Raw genomic sequence first — 17,417 nt, 5'->3', positions numbered from 1 at the left:
GATTTATCTATTGAGAAATACAAAAAATTAATTAAAAAATACAATTTAGAATTTATTAAACCTCAAGAAATTATTGATGTATTTAATCAGTTAGTTTATGCAATTATCAATGAGATTGAAAGCCGTAATATTTTTATAATTGGGACAATGGGAATATCTTTTGAAAATATAAAGTTAATCCTTAAAGAGTTAATAAATATTGCGAAAATACATGAAAAAATATTCGTTTTTGTACAAAATGAATCAAAAAACCTTAATATTATAGAAAAAGTTGATCTCTTGAAATTAAATGATTTTGAAACTTGGTATGTAAATAAGTTAGAAAACAATGATGATAATGCATTTGTATTTAGGCAAAGAAGGTAATGAAAAAGTATATACATTTCCTGTGAAACCCACAAGATAATGAACAGAGTATCTATAATTAATTCAAAGGAGTTACAAACCTTAAAGGATATGAATGATTATGTTTTCATTAATTTTGTCTATGATAATGCTCTAAAAATTAGTTATTTTTACGATGAAATTAGGAAGAATGAGAGAGTTAAATTAATTAATTTATTTAAGCAATTAACAGGTATTGAAATTAGAGTAGATGATACCTTAGGTAAATTACATATAATTTTACTAAAATTATTAATCGATGGAAAAAAAGATAATATCGTTATTAGCAATGTTGGTTTCCATATGATATCATTTGAGTTTTTGATTGATAATTTGAAAAAGATCTTTCAACATTTAAATGAATTAGTAAATAAAAATGTAATTATAGTTGACTGTAATCTTAATAACCCTGAGGATATTAAATATTTAGAGCAATATTTCAAAACTTAACCCCCGTTGGCGCAAGTATATTGCTCGTATCCGTGAGTAAAACAGAAAAACCACGGTAATGTTTCAGACATATTGGCACGCAATATCCATGAACGTTACAAAAGGAAATCTCAATTAAAATATTCAGAGAAAGAGTAACTATAACGGTTGCTCTTTCTATTTTTATAAAAACAGTTCTTTATGAATGTAAAAAGCTATTCATGTTCCAAATGTGTTGGTGAAGATTTTTGTCAGAAGGAAAACTAATCCTGTTGGGCTTGTGTACGCCATAAACAAAAACAAAACAAATAAATCTGTAACATTTTTTACATTATATTGACTAATGTAAAAAACTAATATATGTTTCTAAAGTTCCTTAGGCTTGAAATAAAAAGCTTTTTCCGTGGTACATCTTTAGGGATCAATCTGACCATGAAAATTCTCCGTTTCATAGGAATTCTCTACTTTATCGGATGTCTTGTGGGCGGAGCATTTATTGCCTTTTTCTACATTCAGGAGGAAATGCATCAGAATCCTTTACAGGTGGTTTCAAAATTCATGATCGTAGCCTGGATTATTGATCTTGTTCTCAAATATCTCTGGCAGGAAATCCCCACACAGAACATGAAGCCATTCCTTACGATGAATATCCGGAAGAATACCCTGGTCAATTATATGCTGGCCAAAACTTTTCTTTCAGCATTCAGCTGGCTGAGCTCTCTGTTCTTTATTACCTTTTCACTGATTGCCGTATTCAATGGATATAGTATTTGGGGAATAATGTTGTGGCTGATTGGAGTGATTTCACTATTGTACCTGAATAATTTTATCAACATTTTTTTCAACGGTAAAGAAACCCTGGCGGTGATTATCGGAATATGCTTTCTGGGCATAGGAGCGTTGGAATATTACAATATTGTTCCGGTTTTATCCTATTCCGAATCGGTTTTCTTTAGTTTCTATGAAAAGCCATACTTTGTACTGGTACCTGTTGCTTTGTTCGTGATACTGTGGTGGATATGTTTCCGTTACCTGCGTCAGGAGTTCTATCTGGATCAGGGGCTTGAAGCGAAAAAAACAGTAGGGAAAACAGAAAATATTGCCTTCCTGAATAAATACGGTGTTATCGGGACATTTATCAATAATGATATTAAAATGTTGAGACGCAATAAAGTACCCAAAGGAATTTTACTGGGCAGCTTTATGTTTCTGTTCTACGGATTGCTGATGTTTACTTCTTCAATGTACAAAACACCGGCAATGATGATGTTTATGGGACTTTTTGTAACAGGAGGTTTCCAGTTTCTTTTTGGACAGAGAGTTCCCGCTTTTGATAGTTCATACTATCCGTTGATGATGACCCTGAACGTTCCTTACAAAGAATATCTGAAAGCAAAATGGTGGCTGATGAATATTGTGACTGGAGTTTCTGTGATTATAGCGGTTTGTTATGCCTATTTTGGCTGGGAAGTTTATGTTACATTTTTTGCCGCAGGTTTATATAATATCGGTGTGAATTCTCAATTTACCTTGTGGTCCGGAGCTTTCAATAAAACTCAGATCGACCTGAATTCAAAAGAGAAACGATTGGGACAGAAAGGGAGCTTCAATATGATCGCCATGTTTCTGCTGATTCCTAAAATGTTACTTCCGATGGGTGTATTTGCTTTAACAAAATATTTGTGGGGAATTACCGGAGGAGTAATCAGTATTGCAATTATCGGAATTATAGGATTTTTCCTGAGGGAGAAGATCTTTGATATTATTGTAAAACTTTACAAAAAAGAAAAATACAGCACACTGGATGCATTTAAAAATATAAGTTAAGCCATGATCAATATACATAATCTATCCAAAACATACGGAAAAGCAACGGTTCTTAATATCGAAAATCTTGAAATTCCCAACGGGGAAACATTTGGCCTTGTAGGAAATAACGGAGCAGGAAAAACAACGCTTTTCAGCCTTATGCTGGATCTGATTCAGGCTACGACAGGATTTGTAAGCATTGACGGAATTAAGGTTAACGAATCTGAAGCCTGGAAAAATAAAGTATCAGCATTTGTAGATGATACCTTTCTCATCGGCTATCTTACGCCTGAAGAATATTTTTACTTTATCGGAGAGCTGAGAGGCCAGAACAAAGCTTCTGTAGACGAATTCCTTAAGCCTTTCCACGATTTTTTCAATGGAGAAATCCTGAAATCAGGAAAATATATCCGTGATCTTTCAAAGGGAAATCAGAAAAAAGTAGGAATTGTAGGAGCCATTATTGGGAATCCTGAGATTATTATTCTTGATGAACCTTTTGCCAACCTCGATCCGTCTACCCAGATCAAGCTTAAAAACCTGATCAAGGAGTTATCAAAACAGGATGGTGTTACTTTTCTTATTTCCAGCCATGATCTTTCCCATACTACAGAAGTTTGCAACAGAATTGTGGTTGTGAACAAAGGGGTGTTGGTAAAAGATATTCAGACCAATCCGGAAACCTTGAAAGATCTGGAACAATATTTTGCAGATCAGGTTTCAGTTTCGGATATTTAATACCACAAAAAAACAGGTATGAATACGATAGAATCACAGAATGTAACAGATTATCCCAACAGCAATACTATTTTCATGGTCTGGAAACTTAATGACAGCCCTGAGCTGAAAGAAGTTTTTCAGGAACTATGTGCTTTGGTTTTAAATCTTAATAATTCAGTGTTTAACCGTTTCCCGGACAGCAGGGCAAGCTGTGTCATGGGAATTGGTGCAGAAGCATGGAAAAAACTGGAACTTCCAACGCCGCCGCCAAAAGAATTAGTCAATTTTGAAGAAATAAAAGGAACGAAACTTACGGCTGTTTCTACTCCCGGAGACCTTCATTTTCATCTGAGAGCAGATAATAAAAGCCTGATTTTTGATATGGCTGTCGAGATCTCCCGGTTATTAAGCTCAGTGGCCGAAAGTATTCTGGAGGTTCATGGATTCAAATACTGGGATGCACGCTCCATTCTTGGTTTTGTAGACGGAACGGAAAATCCGCATGGTGATGACCGTGATTATTTTGGAAAGATAGGAGATGAAGACCTTCAGTATAAAGGAGGAAGCTATCTTTTTGTTCAGAAATACCTTCACAATATGGATGCCTGGAAAGGCTTATCTACAGAAGAGCAGGAAAAAGTAATCGGAAGATCAAAAGAGAATGATATTGAAATGTCTGATGCGGTAAAGCCTTCAAATTCACATATTGCTTTAGCCAATATCGAGGGCGAAAATGGTGAAGAATTGAAAATAGTCAGAGATAATATGCCTTTCGGCAATCCCTCTACCAATGAGTTCGGAACTTATTTTATTGCCTATTCAAGTACATTTACCACAACAAAAAAGATGTTGACCAATATGTTTATCGGTGATCCTCCGGGAAATTATGACAGAATTTTAGATTTCAGCACAGCAGTTACAGGAACGCTTTTCTTTGTTCCTACCAGAAATATGCTTGATGAATTTTCAGGATAAAATGCAAGCTGCCTCATTTCAGGGCGGCTTTTTCTTTAATTAAAAAATACAAATAAAAATTTTTTTCAAAAATTGTAACCTTCTTTTGTTTTGATTGTCTTTAGTATAGAAACAGCATAAACATGAAACTCTTGTTCGGAAATAAAAAGAATGATTTGTTGAGCCTCCTGAAGAAACAGGATCCGGCTGCGCAGAAGATTTTCTATGAGCAGAATGTCAGGAAATTCCTGAGTGTCAGCAAAAGCTATGTGAGCGATCTGTATCAGGCAGAAGATTGTCTTATCAAAGCATTCTGTAAAATTTTTAAACACATAGAAAGCTTCAGAGGAGAATCGAATCTGGATAGCTGGGCAAGAAGAATTGTGGTGAATGAATGCCTGAACTTTATCAAAAGTCATAAAACCGTTTTCTATCTGGACGAGATTAACCCATCTTTTCATGAAGACATCCACGAGCCGGAGATTGATTGTGATTTTAATGCGCAGGATCTGTTAGATCAGCTGCCTGATGCTTACCGAATGGTTTTTAACCTGTATGTACTGGAAGGATATTCTCATCAGGAAATTGCGGATACTTTACAGATTTCAGTGGCAGTGAGCAAAACACAGTTGTTCAGAGCAAAAGAAAAGTTAAGAAATATTTACTTTCAACAACAAAAAAAAGTGAAAAATGAAAACGTCTAAAGATACTATTGAATACCAGATCAAAAAACAGATGGAGGAAAGAGAGATTGCTCCTTCCCGTGATCTCTGGTCTGAAATTGAGTTTCATAATAACAATAATCGCGGTTCCAAATCAAAAATGAACTGGTTTTTAGTGGCAGCATGTTTAATGTTGACCTTCGGTTTAGGTACTGTTCTGTTTTTTCTCAATCAGCCTTCAGAGATTGAACCTGTCATGGTGAAGACTGCAGAAAAAACTTCTTCTGATAAAATAGTAACTGATTCTATTCACAATGATATTTCTCTGACAGCTCAGAACAATGAAAAGAAAGTAGAGAATCAAACATCACCCTCCGATAAAGCAGAAGGGATTTCTGCGGTGGCAATTGCACAGACTCCACTGATTCCCAAAAAAAACCTTCCTTTGAAAAAACAGGAAATTCCACAGCTTACTCATCCTCAGCTCATGGCAAAAGCCGATTCTTTAAAAACTCCGGTTAAAAAGAAGAAATATGTAGACCCATCCACACTTCTTTTTTCAGTAGAACATAAAGATGTCATCGAAAAAACAAAAGATGGAAGTAACGTGGCAACTACTATCGATCTGAATGCCAGATAACGTATCCGTAAAAATTTAAAAATTAATAATATGATCAAGAAATTAATCGTAATGGGATTGTTGTGCTCTTTTTCCGCATCATTCTATGCACAGAAGACCTTCAATATTAACCTTTCTTCTAAAAAAGATACAGAGGTAAGCCCGATTGTAAAAGAGAAAGTAGAAGAATATGCAGCAAAAATCAATACCATTATTCAGGAAGAGAAAAAGCTGATGGAAGAAGAACTGTTGGTTCTGCAGGCAAAAAACCTGGATAAAGCAGATTTTGACAGAGAAAAAGCTAAGATCGCAGACCGCTATTCTGAAAAAATGGACAAAAGAATTGAAGAACTGGGATTTGATCTGGATGATGTGATTCAGAAGCAGGTAAGATATTCTCTCCTGAATACTGATGTGACTTCCAAAGAAGAGCTTAAAGAAAAATTGCTGAAAAAATTTCGTCCTATCAGAAGCTTTACCGGATATTTCTCATACGGAATCATGACTTTGACAAACAGTTCTCCGGATAATGAACTGGATAAAAATATAGGATATGCCAATAATCTGGAATTCGGCCTGAAACTGAATTACCAGCTTAGCAGAACAAGCCCGTGGGCTGTTACTTCAGGACTGGGATTTTCGTGGAGAACGGTGAGGACAGATAATAATATGTTCTTTACCAAAAGTGCAGATCAGGGAGTAGCTCTGTCTCAATATGGTGGCAGTCTTGATAAAAGTAAACTGAGAACAGGATATATTATTGTTCCTCTTGGTATGCAGTATAATTTTTCCAAACTTAAAAATGGTGGAATGGATGTTCAGTACAGAAGTTATTACACAGGATTTAAAATTGGAGCCAATGTATATGGTGGCGTAAGAATGTCTACCAACAATATTGTAAAAGGAAATGATGGCGAAATGAGAGACAGGGGAAATTATCAGGTGAATCCTTTCGTCTACGGAGCACAGCTTACTGTTTCTTATAACAGTTTCAGTCTCTTTGTTAAAAAAGATTTCAGCAACTTCTTTAAAGACGGTTATTTCAAAAATGATAAAGCACTGATATTCGGCTTAACCATAGGATTAGATTAAATAGTATTTTGATAGCAAATGAAAAACTCCGGGAACCTTTCCCGGAGTTTTTACATAGTATCAGTTATAAAATCATTATTTTAAGCTTCCAACCATATCTTCAGGTTTTACCCATTCGTCAAACTGTTCAGCAGTTAACAAACCAAGATTGATGGCTTCTTCTTTTAGTGTGGTTCCGTTTTTATGGGCTGTCTTGGCAATCTTGGCAGCATTTTCATACCCGATATGGGTGTTTAAAGCGGTCACCAGCATTAAAGATTTGTCTACAAGCTCCTTAATTCTCTCATGATTCGGCTCAATACCTATTGCGCAGTGATCATTGAAAGAAATACATGCATCGGCAATCAATTGGGCAGATTGTAAGAAGTTGTATGCCATTACCGGTTTGAAAACATTCAGTTCATAATTCCCCTGAGTTCCGGCAAATGAAATGGTGGTATCATTTCCTAAAACCTGAGCACAAACCATCGTCATTGCCTCATTCTGAGTAGGATTTACTTTCCCCGGCATAATAGAAGATCCCGGCTCATTCTCAGGAATATGAATTTCCCCAATTCCCGAGCGTGGCCCTGATGCCATCAGTCTAACATCCTGAGCAATTTTGTATAATGATACAGCCAGCTGCTTTAACGCTCCGTGAGATTCTACAATCGCATCATGTGCAGCAAGGGCTTCAAATTTATTTTCAGCAGTAACAAAAGGGTGTTTTGTAAACTGAGCAATATATTCTGCTACTTTTACATCATAGCCTTTAGGCGTATTCAAACCTGTTCCTACAGCAGTTCCTCCCAATGCCAGTTCAGAAAGATGAGGTAGGGTATTTTTTAAAGCTCTCAATCCGAATTCCAGCTGGGCAACATAACCTGAAAATTCCTGTCCAAGAGTAAGTGGAGTGGCATCCATGAGATGGGTTCTCCCGATCTTTACCACATCTTTAAAGGCTTTTGATTTCTCAGACAACGTATTTTTTAGTTTCTCAACAGCCGGAATGGTTACTTCCACCACTTTGGTATATGCAGCAATGTGCATGGCAGTGGGATAGGTATCGTTGGATGACTGAGACTTATTCACATCATCATTCGGGTGGATTTCAGATTTTTCTCCCAATGTTCCGCCATTATTGACGTGTGCTCTGTTTGAAATTACTTCATTGACATTCATGTTCGACTGGGTTCCGGAACCCGTCTGCCAGATCACTAATGGAAACTGATCATTCAATTTTCCCTCCAAAATTTCATCACATACTTTCGCGATCATATCTCTTTTTTCCACAGGAAGTACTCCCAGATCAGTATTGGCATAAGCGGCAGCCTTCTTCAGATAAGCAAAAGCTTCAATGATTTCATGCGGCATTGAACCCTCAGGTCCTATTTTGAAATTATTTCTGGAACGTTCCGTCTGTGCACCCCAAAGTTTATCTGCAGGTACCTGCACTTCTCCCATGGTGTCTTTTTCTATTCTGTAATTCATATTATTTATTTGATTTTTCTTTTGTTAAAGTGAGATCCTTTATGTCATTCATATTGACTAGTACGTCATAGCTTATAAAACATGTAGGGCCAACTGATTTTAAATTTATTTTCATGCTGTTCTGCAAGACATCAGATAGAGTTAAAGTTCCTGTGGAAAATATGCAATCTTCGTAGCGTTGTGAAGAAAATTTAGCCTCTTTGATAGAAATAATAAACTCATTTTTTTCATTAGTTGTTACATCAGATTTTAGAATGGTAAACCTTTCATTTTGAAAATTGATAAACGAAAAAGTAATAGAATTGGGGTCTTTTTCCAAAATCTCAAACTTAATGGGATGGCCCTCAGCTTTTCCGGTCCAAGTTCCCGAAAGTTGCATTCTACTTTCAGACTGACCGAAACTGTTACCATACATTATGAAACATAAAAAAATGATTAATATATTCTTCATTAAACTGAATTATGCAAATTTGAAATCTTTTTGCCGTTATAATAACTTTCTATAAAGGTACTTATAAACTCAGAAACCTCCAATTTATAATCATTATAAATATCAATTTAAATGACTGATTTTACTCATATTTTTTTAAAGGAGGCGTATTTTTGTACAAACAAAAATTGAATGGATTTTAGATATCAGGATCCGTATCCTATTCAGAAAGATGATACGGTGTACAAAAAACTTACATCAGATTATGTAAAGGTTGAAAAGCTGGGTGACAGAGAAATTTTAACAATAGATCCGAAGGGACTGGAGTTATTGGCAGAAGAAGCCATGGCAGATGTTTCTTTCATGCTTCGTTCTTCACACCTGGAAAGCCTTAGAAGAATTATTGATGATCCTGAAGCTACAGATAATGACAGATTCGTTGCTTACAACCTTTTACAGAATGCTGCAGTAGCTGCAGAAGGAGCTCTTCCTTCATGTCAGGATACAGGTACTGCGATTGTAATGGGAAAGAAGGGAGAAAATGTATATACAGGAGTAGATGATGGCGAATACCTGAGCAAAGGAATTTACAATACCTATCAGAAAAGGAACTTAAGATATTCTCAGGTCGTTCCTTTAACGATGTTTGATGAGAAGAATTCCGGATCCAACCTTCCTGCACAGATTGATATCTATGCTAAAAAAGGAGATTATTACGAATTTTTATTCTTAACGAAAGGAGGAGGTTCCGCCAATAAAACATTCTTATATCAAAAAACGAAATCTTTACTGAACGAAAAATCTCTTGAAGAATTCATCAAAGAAAAAATTTCAGACCTTGGTACCGCTGCATGTCCGCCATACCACTTAGCATTGGTCATCGGAGGAACTTCAGCTGAAGCCAATCTTGCAGCCGTTAAAAAAGCCTCAGCAAAATATTATGATCATCTTCCGACAGAAGGAAATGAAGCCGGACAGGCATTCAGAGACCTTGAATGGGAAGCTAAAGTTCAGAAAATCTGCCAGGAAAGTGCCATCGGAGCTCAGTTTGGAGGAAAATACCTTACTCACGATGTAAGAGTGATCAGACTTCCGAGACACGCGGCATCTTGTCCTGTTGGAATGGGCGTTTCCTGTTCTGCAGACAGAAATATCAAAGGAAAAATTACCAAAGAAGGAATTTTCCTTGAGCAATTGGAACAGGATCCGAAAAGATTCTTACCTGATACGCCTCCACATCTGGAAGAAGCTGTTGAGATTAATCTGAACAAGCCAATGCCGGAAATTCTTGCTGAACTTTCCAAATATCCGATCAAAACAAGATTAAAACTGAACGGAACATTAATCGTTGCAAGAGATATTGCTCACGCAAAAATCAAAGAAATTATCGACAGCGGGAAGCCAATGCCGGACTATTTCAAAAATCACCCGATCTATTACGCAGGACCTGCAAAAACTCCGGAAGGAATGGCTTCAGGAAGTTTCGGACCTACTACTGCCGGAAGAATGGACGTTTATGTAGACGAGTTCCAAAGCCATGGCGGAAGTATGATCATGCTGGCAAAAGGAAACAGAAGTAAGGATGTTACCAATGCATGTCATAAATACGGAGGTTTCTATCTTGGATCTATCGGAGGGCCGGCTGCTATTCTTGCGAAAGACAATATTGTGTCTGTAGATGTAGTCGACTTCCCGGAATTAGGAATGGAAGCCGTAAGAAAAATTGAAGTAAAAGACTTCCCTGCATTCATCATTTCCGATGATAAGGGCAATGATTTCTTTGCAAATCTTGCTCACTAATTAGTTTAAAATTAAAATAAATAACAAAATAGAACGCTGATCTTTTGTGTAAAAAGGAAAAAAGTTCTATTTTTGCCTAAAATCTTTAAGAGAATGATAACGATATTATCAGCATTTTGGCCGTTCTACCAGTTCCTTTGGACTATATTCTTCATTACTATGTTCCTAGTAGGATTCTGGTGTATTTTTATGTTCTTCGGATTAGTAATCCCAATGTGGCTAACTGAAGGTTTGAAAGAGTATTTCGGAAAAGTAAAGCCTTTCGACCCTGAAGATATCAGAAGAAAGCTTATTACTGAGCAGGAAGGTGTAGAAGTTATCTATAACGAGCCGAAAGGAAACGGACCTTTCCTTCACGATCACGGACATCATCATTAATTGATTGTCATTGCTTTTTCACCTGAATTCTGAAAAAGTAATATCAAAGCAAAACAACATATATAGACCGCTTAAGCAATTAAGCGGTTTTTCTATTTATTATTTCTCAGACTCTCCGGAGATACCCCAAATTTCTTTTTAAATGCCCTCGTAAAGTTCTGGAGATACTCATAACCGCACTCAATAGCAATTTCTTTGATCATAATTTCTTTATTGGTAATCATTTTCTTTGCTTTCAGCATCCTGAGCTCTGATATATAATGAGCAATCGTTGTATGATACTGCGTTTTGAATTCCTTTCTGACAGTATTCTGGTTCAGTCCAAAATATTTTCCAATTTCCTCTGCTTTTATATTTCTATGGTAATTTTCATCAATGAATTTCCTGATCATTTCAGGCGTTTTTGGAGTGTCTTCGAAAATGTTTTTCTCATTAAATTGCTCAAAGATCAGGATAAGAAGTTTGATAATCTTTGCTTCTATAAATAACTTCTGCATGATTCCTTTCTTATTATAATCCAAAATCTCTTTTACAATCATATGCATCTCAACCGTCATGTCCGGCGGCGTTTCTTTATGAAGGAAAATGAAATTATTATGAATCATATTTTCCAGAATTTCAGCATTTTCACGACTAAGCTCGGGATTGATGAGGTTAAAAATATATTGATAATTGATCTGAATCTGGAAATACCTCAGAATTTCGTGGTTTTCTGTCCACAGTTCAGCAACACTTTCTTTAGGAGAATAATGGAGGATGTATTGATTTTTTTTGAATAAAAACTGGGTTCCGCAATCATGACCTTCTAAATTAATGCCATCACTCAACATGAAAATCAAATTAAAACTTGATTTCCCCTCCAGCATATGAGACTTGAAGGATTGATCAGGACACAGGTCTTCCTGCATGATGATTTTGATGTCCTCGGATATGAACAAATGTCCACTTTTTAATTGACGCCTCATACAACACATTTTTACAGCCATGGTACAACTTCTTAAGATAAAAGTCCTCCGCGGGATAACCAAAAGTTCGAAAATGATAACTCGGGGTAGATAATGTGAGGTACTTTTGCGCAAAATTAAATTAAATTTAGAATAATTAAAAATAATATTTCATATGTTTAAAGATTTACATTTTGCAATACGGAAAATCAGAACAGGATTAGCATTGCTAACCGTTGCTGGAAGCTATATATATGCCCAGCAATGGGAAAATGTAGGAGGCATTCAGGATGTATCTGCAGGAGGAAGCAGTTTTAATAATCTTGTTATTGATAACTCAGGAAACTATTATCTGTCCTATTATGATGTTTCAGTAGCTAAAGGCTCTGTTCAGAAATTTAACGGAAACTCATGGTCTTACCTAGGAGGAACGCCCGGAGTTACTACAGGAACTGCCACTTACAACTCATTGTCTATAAGTCCGAACGGAAACAGTATTTATTATACCAATCAACTTGGTTATCCTGGGTCCGGAATGGAAGTACGTCTGTTTACAGGATCTTTATGGTCTCAGCTTCCGAATGTTACAGACAGTTCCGTTAATTATCAGGCTTCTGTGGTATCTTCTGATAATATTATATTCACTTATGGATCTTACAGTTCCGGAACAGTAAAAAAATATTCCGGAGGTGCATGGGAACAGGTAGGAAATGCAGGTTTTTCAGGAGGTGCTGAATTTGCTGAAATGGTAATAGGAACCAATAATATGGTGTATACCTGCAATGTTTCCGGAGGGATAAAAGTATATCAGAACAGTACAGATGCCAGCTCAGCACAAAACTGGACTCTGGTAGGAGGAACAGCTGCAGATGCTTCCTCATCAGGAGAGCAGTATAATGCTGATATTGCTTTAGATGGAGCAAACAGAATTTATGTTGCTTATGTTTCCAACTCCGGAGGAGGAAGGAAGTTGAATGTCAGAAAGTTTGACGGAAACTCCTGGGTGCAGGTTGGAAATGCCAATTTTTCTGAGGGAAGAGTACAGCATGTTGCCTTAGCCGTAACAGAATCAGGAAAGCCATATGTGGTAGCCAGCCGTTTTGAAAATGATAATTTCCTGAGAAATACCGTTTATCAATTAGACGATTCGCAAAACTGGGTTCCTTTTGGAGGAGATTTTGTTTCAGCTGGAGAGGCAAAATACAATGATTTAGCAATAGATAAGGCACAAAATTATCTTGTTTTGGCTTATTCCGACAATACAACAAAGGTGAAAAGAATTTCTCTGAACCTGAATCCACAAACATGCAGCAATACAGATCCTGGAAACAATGTTGGTGATATTGGTTGTGTAAGTTTTATGTATCGCGGACAGCAGGTTGCTTATACTACGGTAAGAGGAGCAGACGGAAAAATATGGCTTCAGCAGAACCTGGGAAGTACACAGGTGGCTTCATCAGTAGCGGATGCAAATTCTTATGGGGACCTTTTCCAATGGGGAAGATGGGATGATGGCCACCAGCTTAGAAATTCTCAGATCGTACCGGCACCATCTCCCAACACTCCGGAAGGAACAAATACCACTGCGGGAAGTTATGTTGCAGGATCTCCAGGATGGTGGGCAGGTTTTGCAGGTTCAGATACGTGGGCAGGAGTATCTGCTGCGGATGTGAATGCTTCTGCAGGTATAGATCCTTGTAAAGCAATAGGAGCAGATTGGAAAATGCCTTCTCAGGCGGAGTGGACTACTTTAATTGGAGCTGAAAGTATTTCTAACCCAACAACGGCTTATAACAGTCATCTTAAATTACCGGTAGGAGGCTACAGAAGCTCCAGTGACGGGAACTTTACTTTTGTAGGACAACGCGGCTATTTCTGGAGTTCTGATACATCAAGTCTGGGAGGAAAATATCTGTATATAGGTTCAACAATTGCCAATCCATCTGCCGGAGCTATGAGAGGGCAGGGATCATCAGTAAGATGCATCAAGCCTACCTCTTCTTTGGGAACTTCAGAAATCAAACTGAAACAATCTGTTATAGGAATGTATCCTAACCCAACCAAAGGAATGCTTATGGTTAAAGCTGATTCAGGAATTGAAAAAGTAAACGTTACCAATGCTGTAGGGCAAAGAATGAATGTACAGTTCTCGGATCATCAGATCAATTTGACTGAACTTCCTTCAGGATTATACATCGTAGAGTTAAAGTTAAAGAACGGACAATCTGTTTCTAAAAAGATTATAAAGGAGTAAGCGGATCTCAATACCAAAGATTTCGCCAAAAGAAATTAGTTCATTACAATTACTTTTATTGGAAGGCTCATGAAATTTTCATGAGTCTTTTTTTTATTATTATTTCTCCGAAAAAATAGAAATATTTGATGAATACTGAAGAGGAATAGTGGTCATGAAGAAAAATTTATACTATATTCGATAAAAAATAATAAATGAAAAAGTTTTATTCTGTTGTTTTTCTGTTGATTACCATGGCTGTATTCGGACAGATCAATTATACAATTTCTCCTGATCCGTTCAACGAAACAGATGCGATCACACTTACTGTTCCCGGGGATCAGATTGATGAGTCTGCGTGGGGCGTTTCCAACAACGCCATTTATATCTGGACATGGTCGTTTGACACCAATTATCAGAATAGCCAGGATTGCCCTACCAATGGCAGCTGGAACAATTCCAATGATCTGAATAAGCTGAATTATAATGCAGCAACAGACAGTTATTCACTCACTTTTACACCAACTTCTTTTTATGGAAGAACAGGAATCGGAAGATTTGGGTTTTTATTAAAAGATAAGACGGGATCGCACCAGACTTCACCCGATATTTTTGTAAACGTAGGGACTTTAAACTTAACGCTTACAAATCCATTGGCGAACAGCCTTACTTCAGTTCCTGCGGGAAATTCCATTACCATTACGGCGACGGCAAGTACCAATGCTACATTTCAGCTAAAAGCCAACGGAACTGTTGTCAATTCAACAACAACGCCTTCACAGTCTTATTCTTACAGTTATACGGTTACCCAGGATGCAAATATGGAACTTGTGGCGACACAGGGAACCAATTCCAAAACGGCAGCATTCATTGTACAGGTTCCGAGAAATGTTGTTTCCCAGGCAATACCCAGCTGGATCAGACAGGGAATCAATTACCATCCGACAGATCCTACCAAGGTGGGATTGGCTTTATATGCTCCGGGGAAAAGTTTTGTTCATGTCATAGGAAGTTTCAATAACTGGACGGTGAATGACACTTATTTAATGAAAAAAGATACCACAAATCCGGATCTATACTGGATTGAACTCAATGGAATAACACCTCAGCAACTCTATACTTTTCAATACAGAACAAACGATTTGAGAAAAGTAGCAGATCCCTATTCGCCACAAATTCTTTCCTCTTATGATGATCCGTGGATTTCCGCTTCTACCTATCCAAACTTACCTGTATTTCCTGCCGGGCAGGGTTTTGAAGTGTCAACATTTAAAACAGGCCAGACCGCTTATAACTGGCAGGTTACCAATTTTCAAAGACCTGCGAAACAGGATCTTATAGTGTATGAATTATTATTGAGAGATTTCACACAGGAAAAGAACTGGCAGTCACTGATCAATAAAATTTCCTATTTAAAGAATCTGAAAATCAATGCTATAGAACTGCTTCCTATCATGGAATTTGACGGAAATCTTTCCTGGGGATATAATACTTCTTTCCATTATGCATTGGACAAAGCCTACGGTACTCCCGAAAAATTCAAAGAATTTGTAGATGTATGCCACCAGAACGGAATTGCAGTCATTCTGGATGTCGCATTTAATCACGCGACAGGACGTTCACCTCTGGTAAGACTTTGGAATATTGATCCGGATGGTGATGGCTATGGAAATGTTGCAGCCAACAACCCTTACTTTAATCAGGTTCCGAAACATTCATACAATGTATTTAACGATTTTAACCACACAAGTCCTTCAACGCAATATTACGTTGAAAGATGTCTTGAGCAATGGCTGACTGAATATCACATAGATGGTTTCCGCTGGGATTTAACCAAAGGATTTACGCAAAGCTGTTCCGAAAATGATGAAGCCTGTACCAATGCCTACCAGCAGGACAGAGTTGATATCATGAAACATTATGCCGACAGACAATGGGCGATCGATCCGAATTCTTACATGATCTTCGAACACCTTGGAACTGATGCAGAAGAACAGCAATGGGCGAATTACAGAATAGCAGAAGGAAAAGGCGTTATGCTTTGGAATAAACAGACAGATCCTTACAATCAGAATACGATGGGATATAAGGAAAACAGCAATTACGACCGAATGAACCACAGTCTTCACGGATTTACCAATATGAGTGCCGTAGGCTATGGAGAAAGCCACGATGAAGAAAGACTGATGTTTAAAAACCTTGCATACGGTGCAGCGAACGGAAGCTATGATGTAAAAAACCTGAATACCGCTCTTGAAAGAATGAAAACATTCGGGGCCACGTTCTTTACTATCCCTGGTCCGAAAATGATCTGGCAGTTTGGAGAATTAGGATATGAATTCAGCATCAACAGATGTGCAAACGGTACGATAGACAGCGGATGCAGAACCGATGAGAAACCTGTTGCATTTACGCTCGGATATGATACTGATCTGAATAGAAAGGCGGTCTACGATACATGGGCTAAAATCATCAACATCAGAAACAGTCATCAGGTCTTTAAATCGAAAACCTATAGTATAGAATCCAACAATCTTACGAACGACCCCAATGGTCTGATCACAAGAATTTATGTATATGATGCCTCTATTACAACAGGAATAAAGAATGTTGTCGTATTGGCCAATTACACGACTTCCGCACAGAATGTAGTGCCTTATTTCCCATACACAGGTCAATGGCAGAACCTGATGGATAACAGTATTTCGAATATAGTTTCCACAACGGCTCCGATCTCTTTACAGCCTGGAGAATTCAGAATCTTTGGAAATTATGCAGGTGCGTTGTCTACTGTAGATACCAATGCAGCCAATAAATTATCCCTTCAGATTGCAGATAATCCTGTCCGCAACGGAATCGCTCACCTCGTTTTCAATAAAGCAAAAAATGGGGAAATTTCAATTTTTGATATGACTGGCAAAAGAATGGATTCTTTCAAACTCGATAAAGAGAGCGGAACTTATAATGTGAAGGTTGATTATCCGGCAGGCACGTATCTGGTACAGTTGAAATCAGAGACAGGAACAGCCATTCAAAAGATGATTATTAAATAAAACAAAAGGTGAAGTTGCCTAGACTAATAAAAAATATTGAATATCTTAAAAAACCATTAAGAAGGATTAAGAAATAAAGTATAGTTAAGGTTAATCATTCTGATTTTTAAGCTCCTTTTAATACTCTTAAATTCTTATTAAATCTTAATGGTTCAAAAATAAAAAGTTTAAACAAGTTCCATACAAAATAAAAGGCAAATTTGCGGATCAGCAGATTTGCCTTTTTTTGTAAGTTCAGAAAAATAGTCTACTTTTGCAGTAGATTTATCAAGAAAGGTGGAGGGATTTGGCCCGGTGAAACCTTAGCAACCTGCACAATTCCAGCGTGTAAAGGTGCTAATTCCAACCCTTTGGGAGAGATAATTGAAGTCAATACTCTATATGAATTCCATTTCTTGAAGTCTTGTGTATCTGCGGAAAGATCCGTCAGATTGGTAGTA

At 37.2% G+C, this 17,417-nt stretch carries 15 protein-coding genes and 1 riboswitch; of the genes, 12 read left to right on the top strand and 3 right to left on the bottom strand.

Features of this window, described 5'->3' with window-relative positions; translation table 11 throughout:
- From FFS26_RS22450 to FFS26_RS08505, 8 genes are all read left to right on the top strand, one after another.
- Positions 1 to 366: hypothetical protein (locus FFS26_RS22450; protein WP_171006269.1), on the top strand; the 366-nt coding region annotated here is incomplete at its 5' end.
- 39 nt (positions 367 to 405) lie between these two features.
- Positions 406 to 834, top strand: a complete 429-nt coding sequence (locus tag FFS26_RS08535) for a hypothetical protein (RefSeq protein ID WP_137904823.1) — start codon at positions 406 to 408, stop codon at positions 832 to 834.
- A 339-nt stretch (positions 835 to 1,173) separates the two neighbouring features.
- Positions 1,174 to 2,640, top strand: a complete 1,467-nt coding sequence (locus FFS26_RS08530; protein ID WP_137904822.1) for a DUF5687 family protein — start codon at positions 1,174 to 1,176, stop codon at positions 2,638 to 2,640.
- 3 nt (positions 2,641 to 2,643) lie between these two features.
- A complete protein-coding gene (locus FFS26_RS08525; RefSeq protein ID WP_137904821.1) occupies positions 2,644 to 3,360 on the top strand; it encodes an ABC transporter ATP-binding protein in 717 nt (238 codons plus the stop codon).
- Between the two features lie 18 nt (positions 3,361 to 3,378).
- The gene (locus FFS26_RS08520; protein ID WP_137904820.1) at positions 3,379 to 4,317 is read left to right on the top strand and encodes a Dyp-type peroxidase; all 939 of its coding nucleotides are present in this window, start codon (positions 3,379 to 3,381) and stop codon (positions 4,315 to 4,317) included.
- 122 nt (positions 4,318 to 4,439) lie between these two features.
- Positions 4,440 to 5,000, top strand: a complete 561-nt coding sequence (locus FFS26_RS08515; RefSeq protein WP_137904819.1) for an RNA polymerase sigma factor — start codon at positions 4,440 to 4,442, stop codon at positions 4,998 to 5,000.
- Positions 4,987 to 5,598 (top strand): hypothetical protein, encoded by a 612-nt coding sequence (locus FFS26_RS08510; protein ID WP_137904818.1) that lies wholly within the window; start codon positions 4,987 to 4,989, stop codon positions 5,596 to 5,598. Before FFS26_RS08515 ends, FFS26_RS08510 begins: the two co-directional genes overlap by 14 nt.
- A gap of 30 nt (positions 5,599 to 5,628) precedes the next feature.
- Positions 5,629 to 6,669: an outer membrane beta-barrel protein gene (locus FFS26_RS08505; protein WP_137904817.1), complete on the top strand. Its 1,041-nt coding sequence runs from the start codon at positions 5,629 to 5,631 to the stop codon at positions 6,667 to 6,669.
- 75 nt (positions 6,670 to 6,744) lie between these two features.
- On the opposite strand, the gene fumC is transcribed toward FFS26_RS08505, so the two are convergent.
- Both fumC and FFS26_RS08495 read right to left on the bottom strand, forming a co-directional pair.
- Positions 6,745 to 8,139 carry a class II fumarate hydratase gene (fumC, locus tag FFS26_RS08500; protein WP_137904816.1) on the bottom strand — a complete coding sequence of 465 codons (1,395 nt, stop codon included), beginning with the start codon at positions 8,137 to 8,139 and terminating at the stop codon, positions 6,745 to 6,747.
- 1 nt (position 8,140) lies between these two features.
- Entirely contained in the window at positions 8,141 to 8,590 is a 450-nt protein-coding gene (locus FFS26_RS08495; protein WP_137904815.1) for a hypothetical protein, read from the bottom strand.
- Positions 8,591 to 8,761: 171 nt separating this feature from the next.
- Here FFS26_RS08495 and FFS26_RS08490 point away from each other — a divergent pair, with 171 nt between their 5' ends.
- Both FFS26_RS08490 and FFS26_RS08485 read left to right on the top strand, forming a co-directional pair.
- Entirely contained in the window at positions 8,762 to 10,369 is a 1,608-nt protein-coding gene (locus tag FFS26_RS08490; protein ID WP_137904814.1) for a fumarate hydratase, read from the top strand.
- A 93-nt stretch (positions 10,370 to 10,462) separates the two neighbouring features.
- Positions 10,463 to 10,747, top strand: coding sequence for a hypothetical protein (locus FFS26_RS08485; protein ID WP_171006268.1), 285 nt, complete (start codon positions 10,463 to 10,465; stop codon positions 10,745 to 10,747).
- A 92-nt stretch (positions 10,748 to 10,839) separates the two neighbouring features.
- Here the strand turns inward: FFS26_RS08485 and FFS26_RS08480 are convergent, their stop codons facing one another.
- Positions 10,840 to 11,712, bottom strand: coding sequence for a helix-turn-helix transcriptional regulator (locus FFS26_RS08480; RefSeq protein ID WP_171006267.1), 873 nt, complete (start codon positions 11,710 to 11,712; stop codon positions 10,840 to 10,842).
- Positions 11,713 to 11,866: 154 nt separating this feature from the next.
- Between FFS26_RS08480 and FFS26_RS08475 the strand changes: the two genes are divergently transcribed.
- Both FFS26_RS08475 and FFS26_RS08470 read left to right on the top strand, forming a co-directional pair.
- Positions 11,867 to 13,945, top strand: coding sequence for a T9SS type A sorting domain-containing protein (locus FFS26_RS08475; RefSeq protein WP_137904812.1), 2,079 nt, complete (start codon positions 11,867 to 11,869; stop codon positions 13,943 to 13,945).
- Positions 13,946 to 14,139: 194 nt separating this feature from the next.
- Positions 14,140 to 16,977, top strand: coding sequence for an alpha-amylase family glycosyl hydrolase (locus FFS26_RS08470; protein WP_137904811.1), 2,838 nt, complete (start codon positions 14,140 to 14,142; stop codon positions 16,975 to 16,977).
- Between the two features lie 261 nt (positions 16,978 to 17,238).
- Positions 17,239 to 17,343, top strand: a riboswitch (SAM riboswitch).
- Positions 17,344 to 17,417: the final 74 nt, after the last annotated feature.

Source organism: Chryseobacterium sp. 2VB (genome assembly GCF_005503635.1).
Classification (GTDB): Bacteria; Bacteroidota; Bacteroidia; order Flavobacteriales; family Weeksellaceae; genus Chryseobacterium; species Chryseobacterium cupriresistens.
Note: the sequence above shows the minus strand (reverse complement) of the source record. Positions and strands in the feature narration are given on the sequence as shown.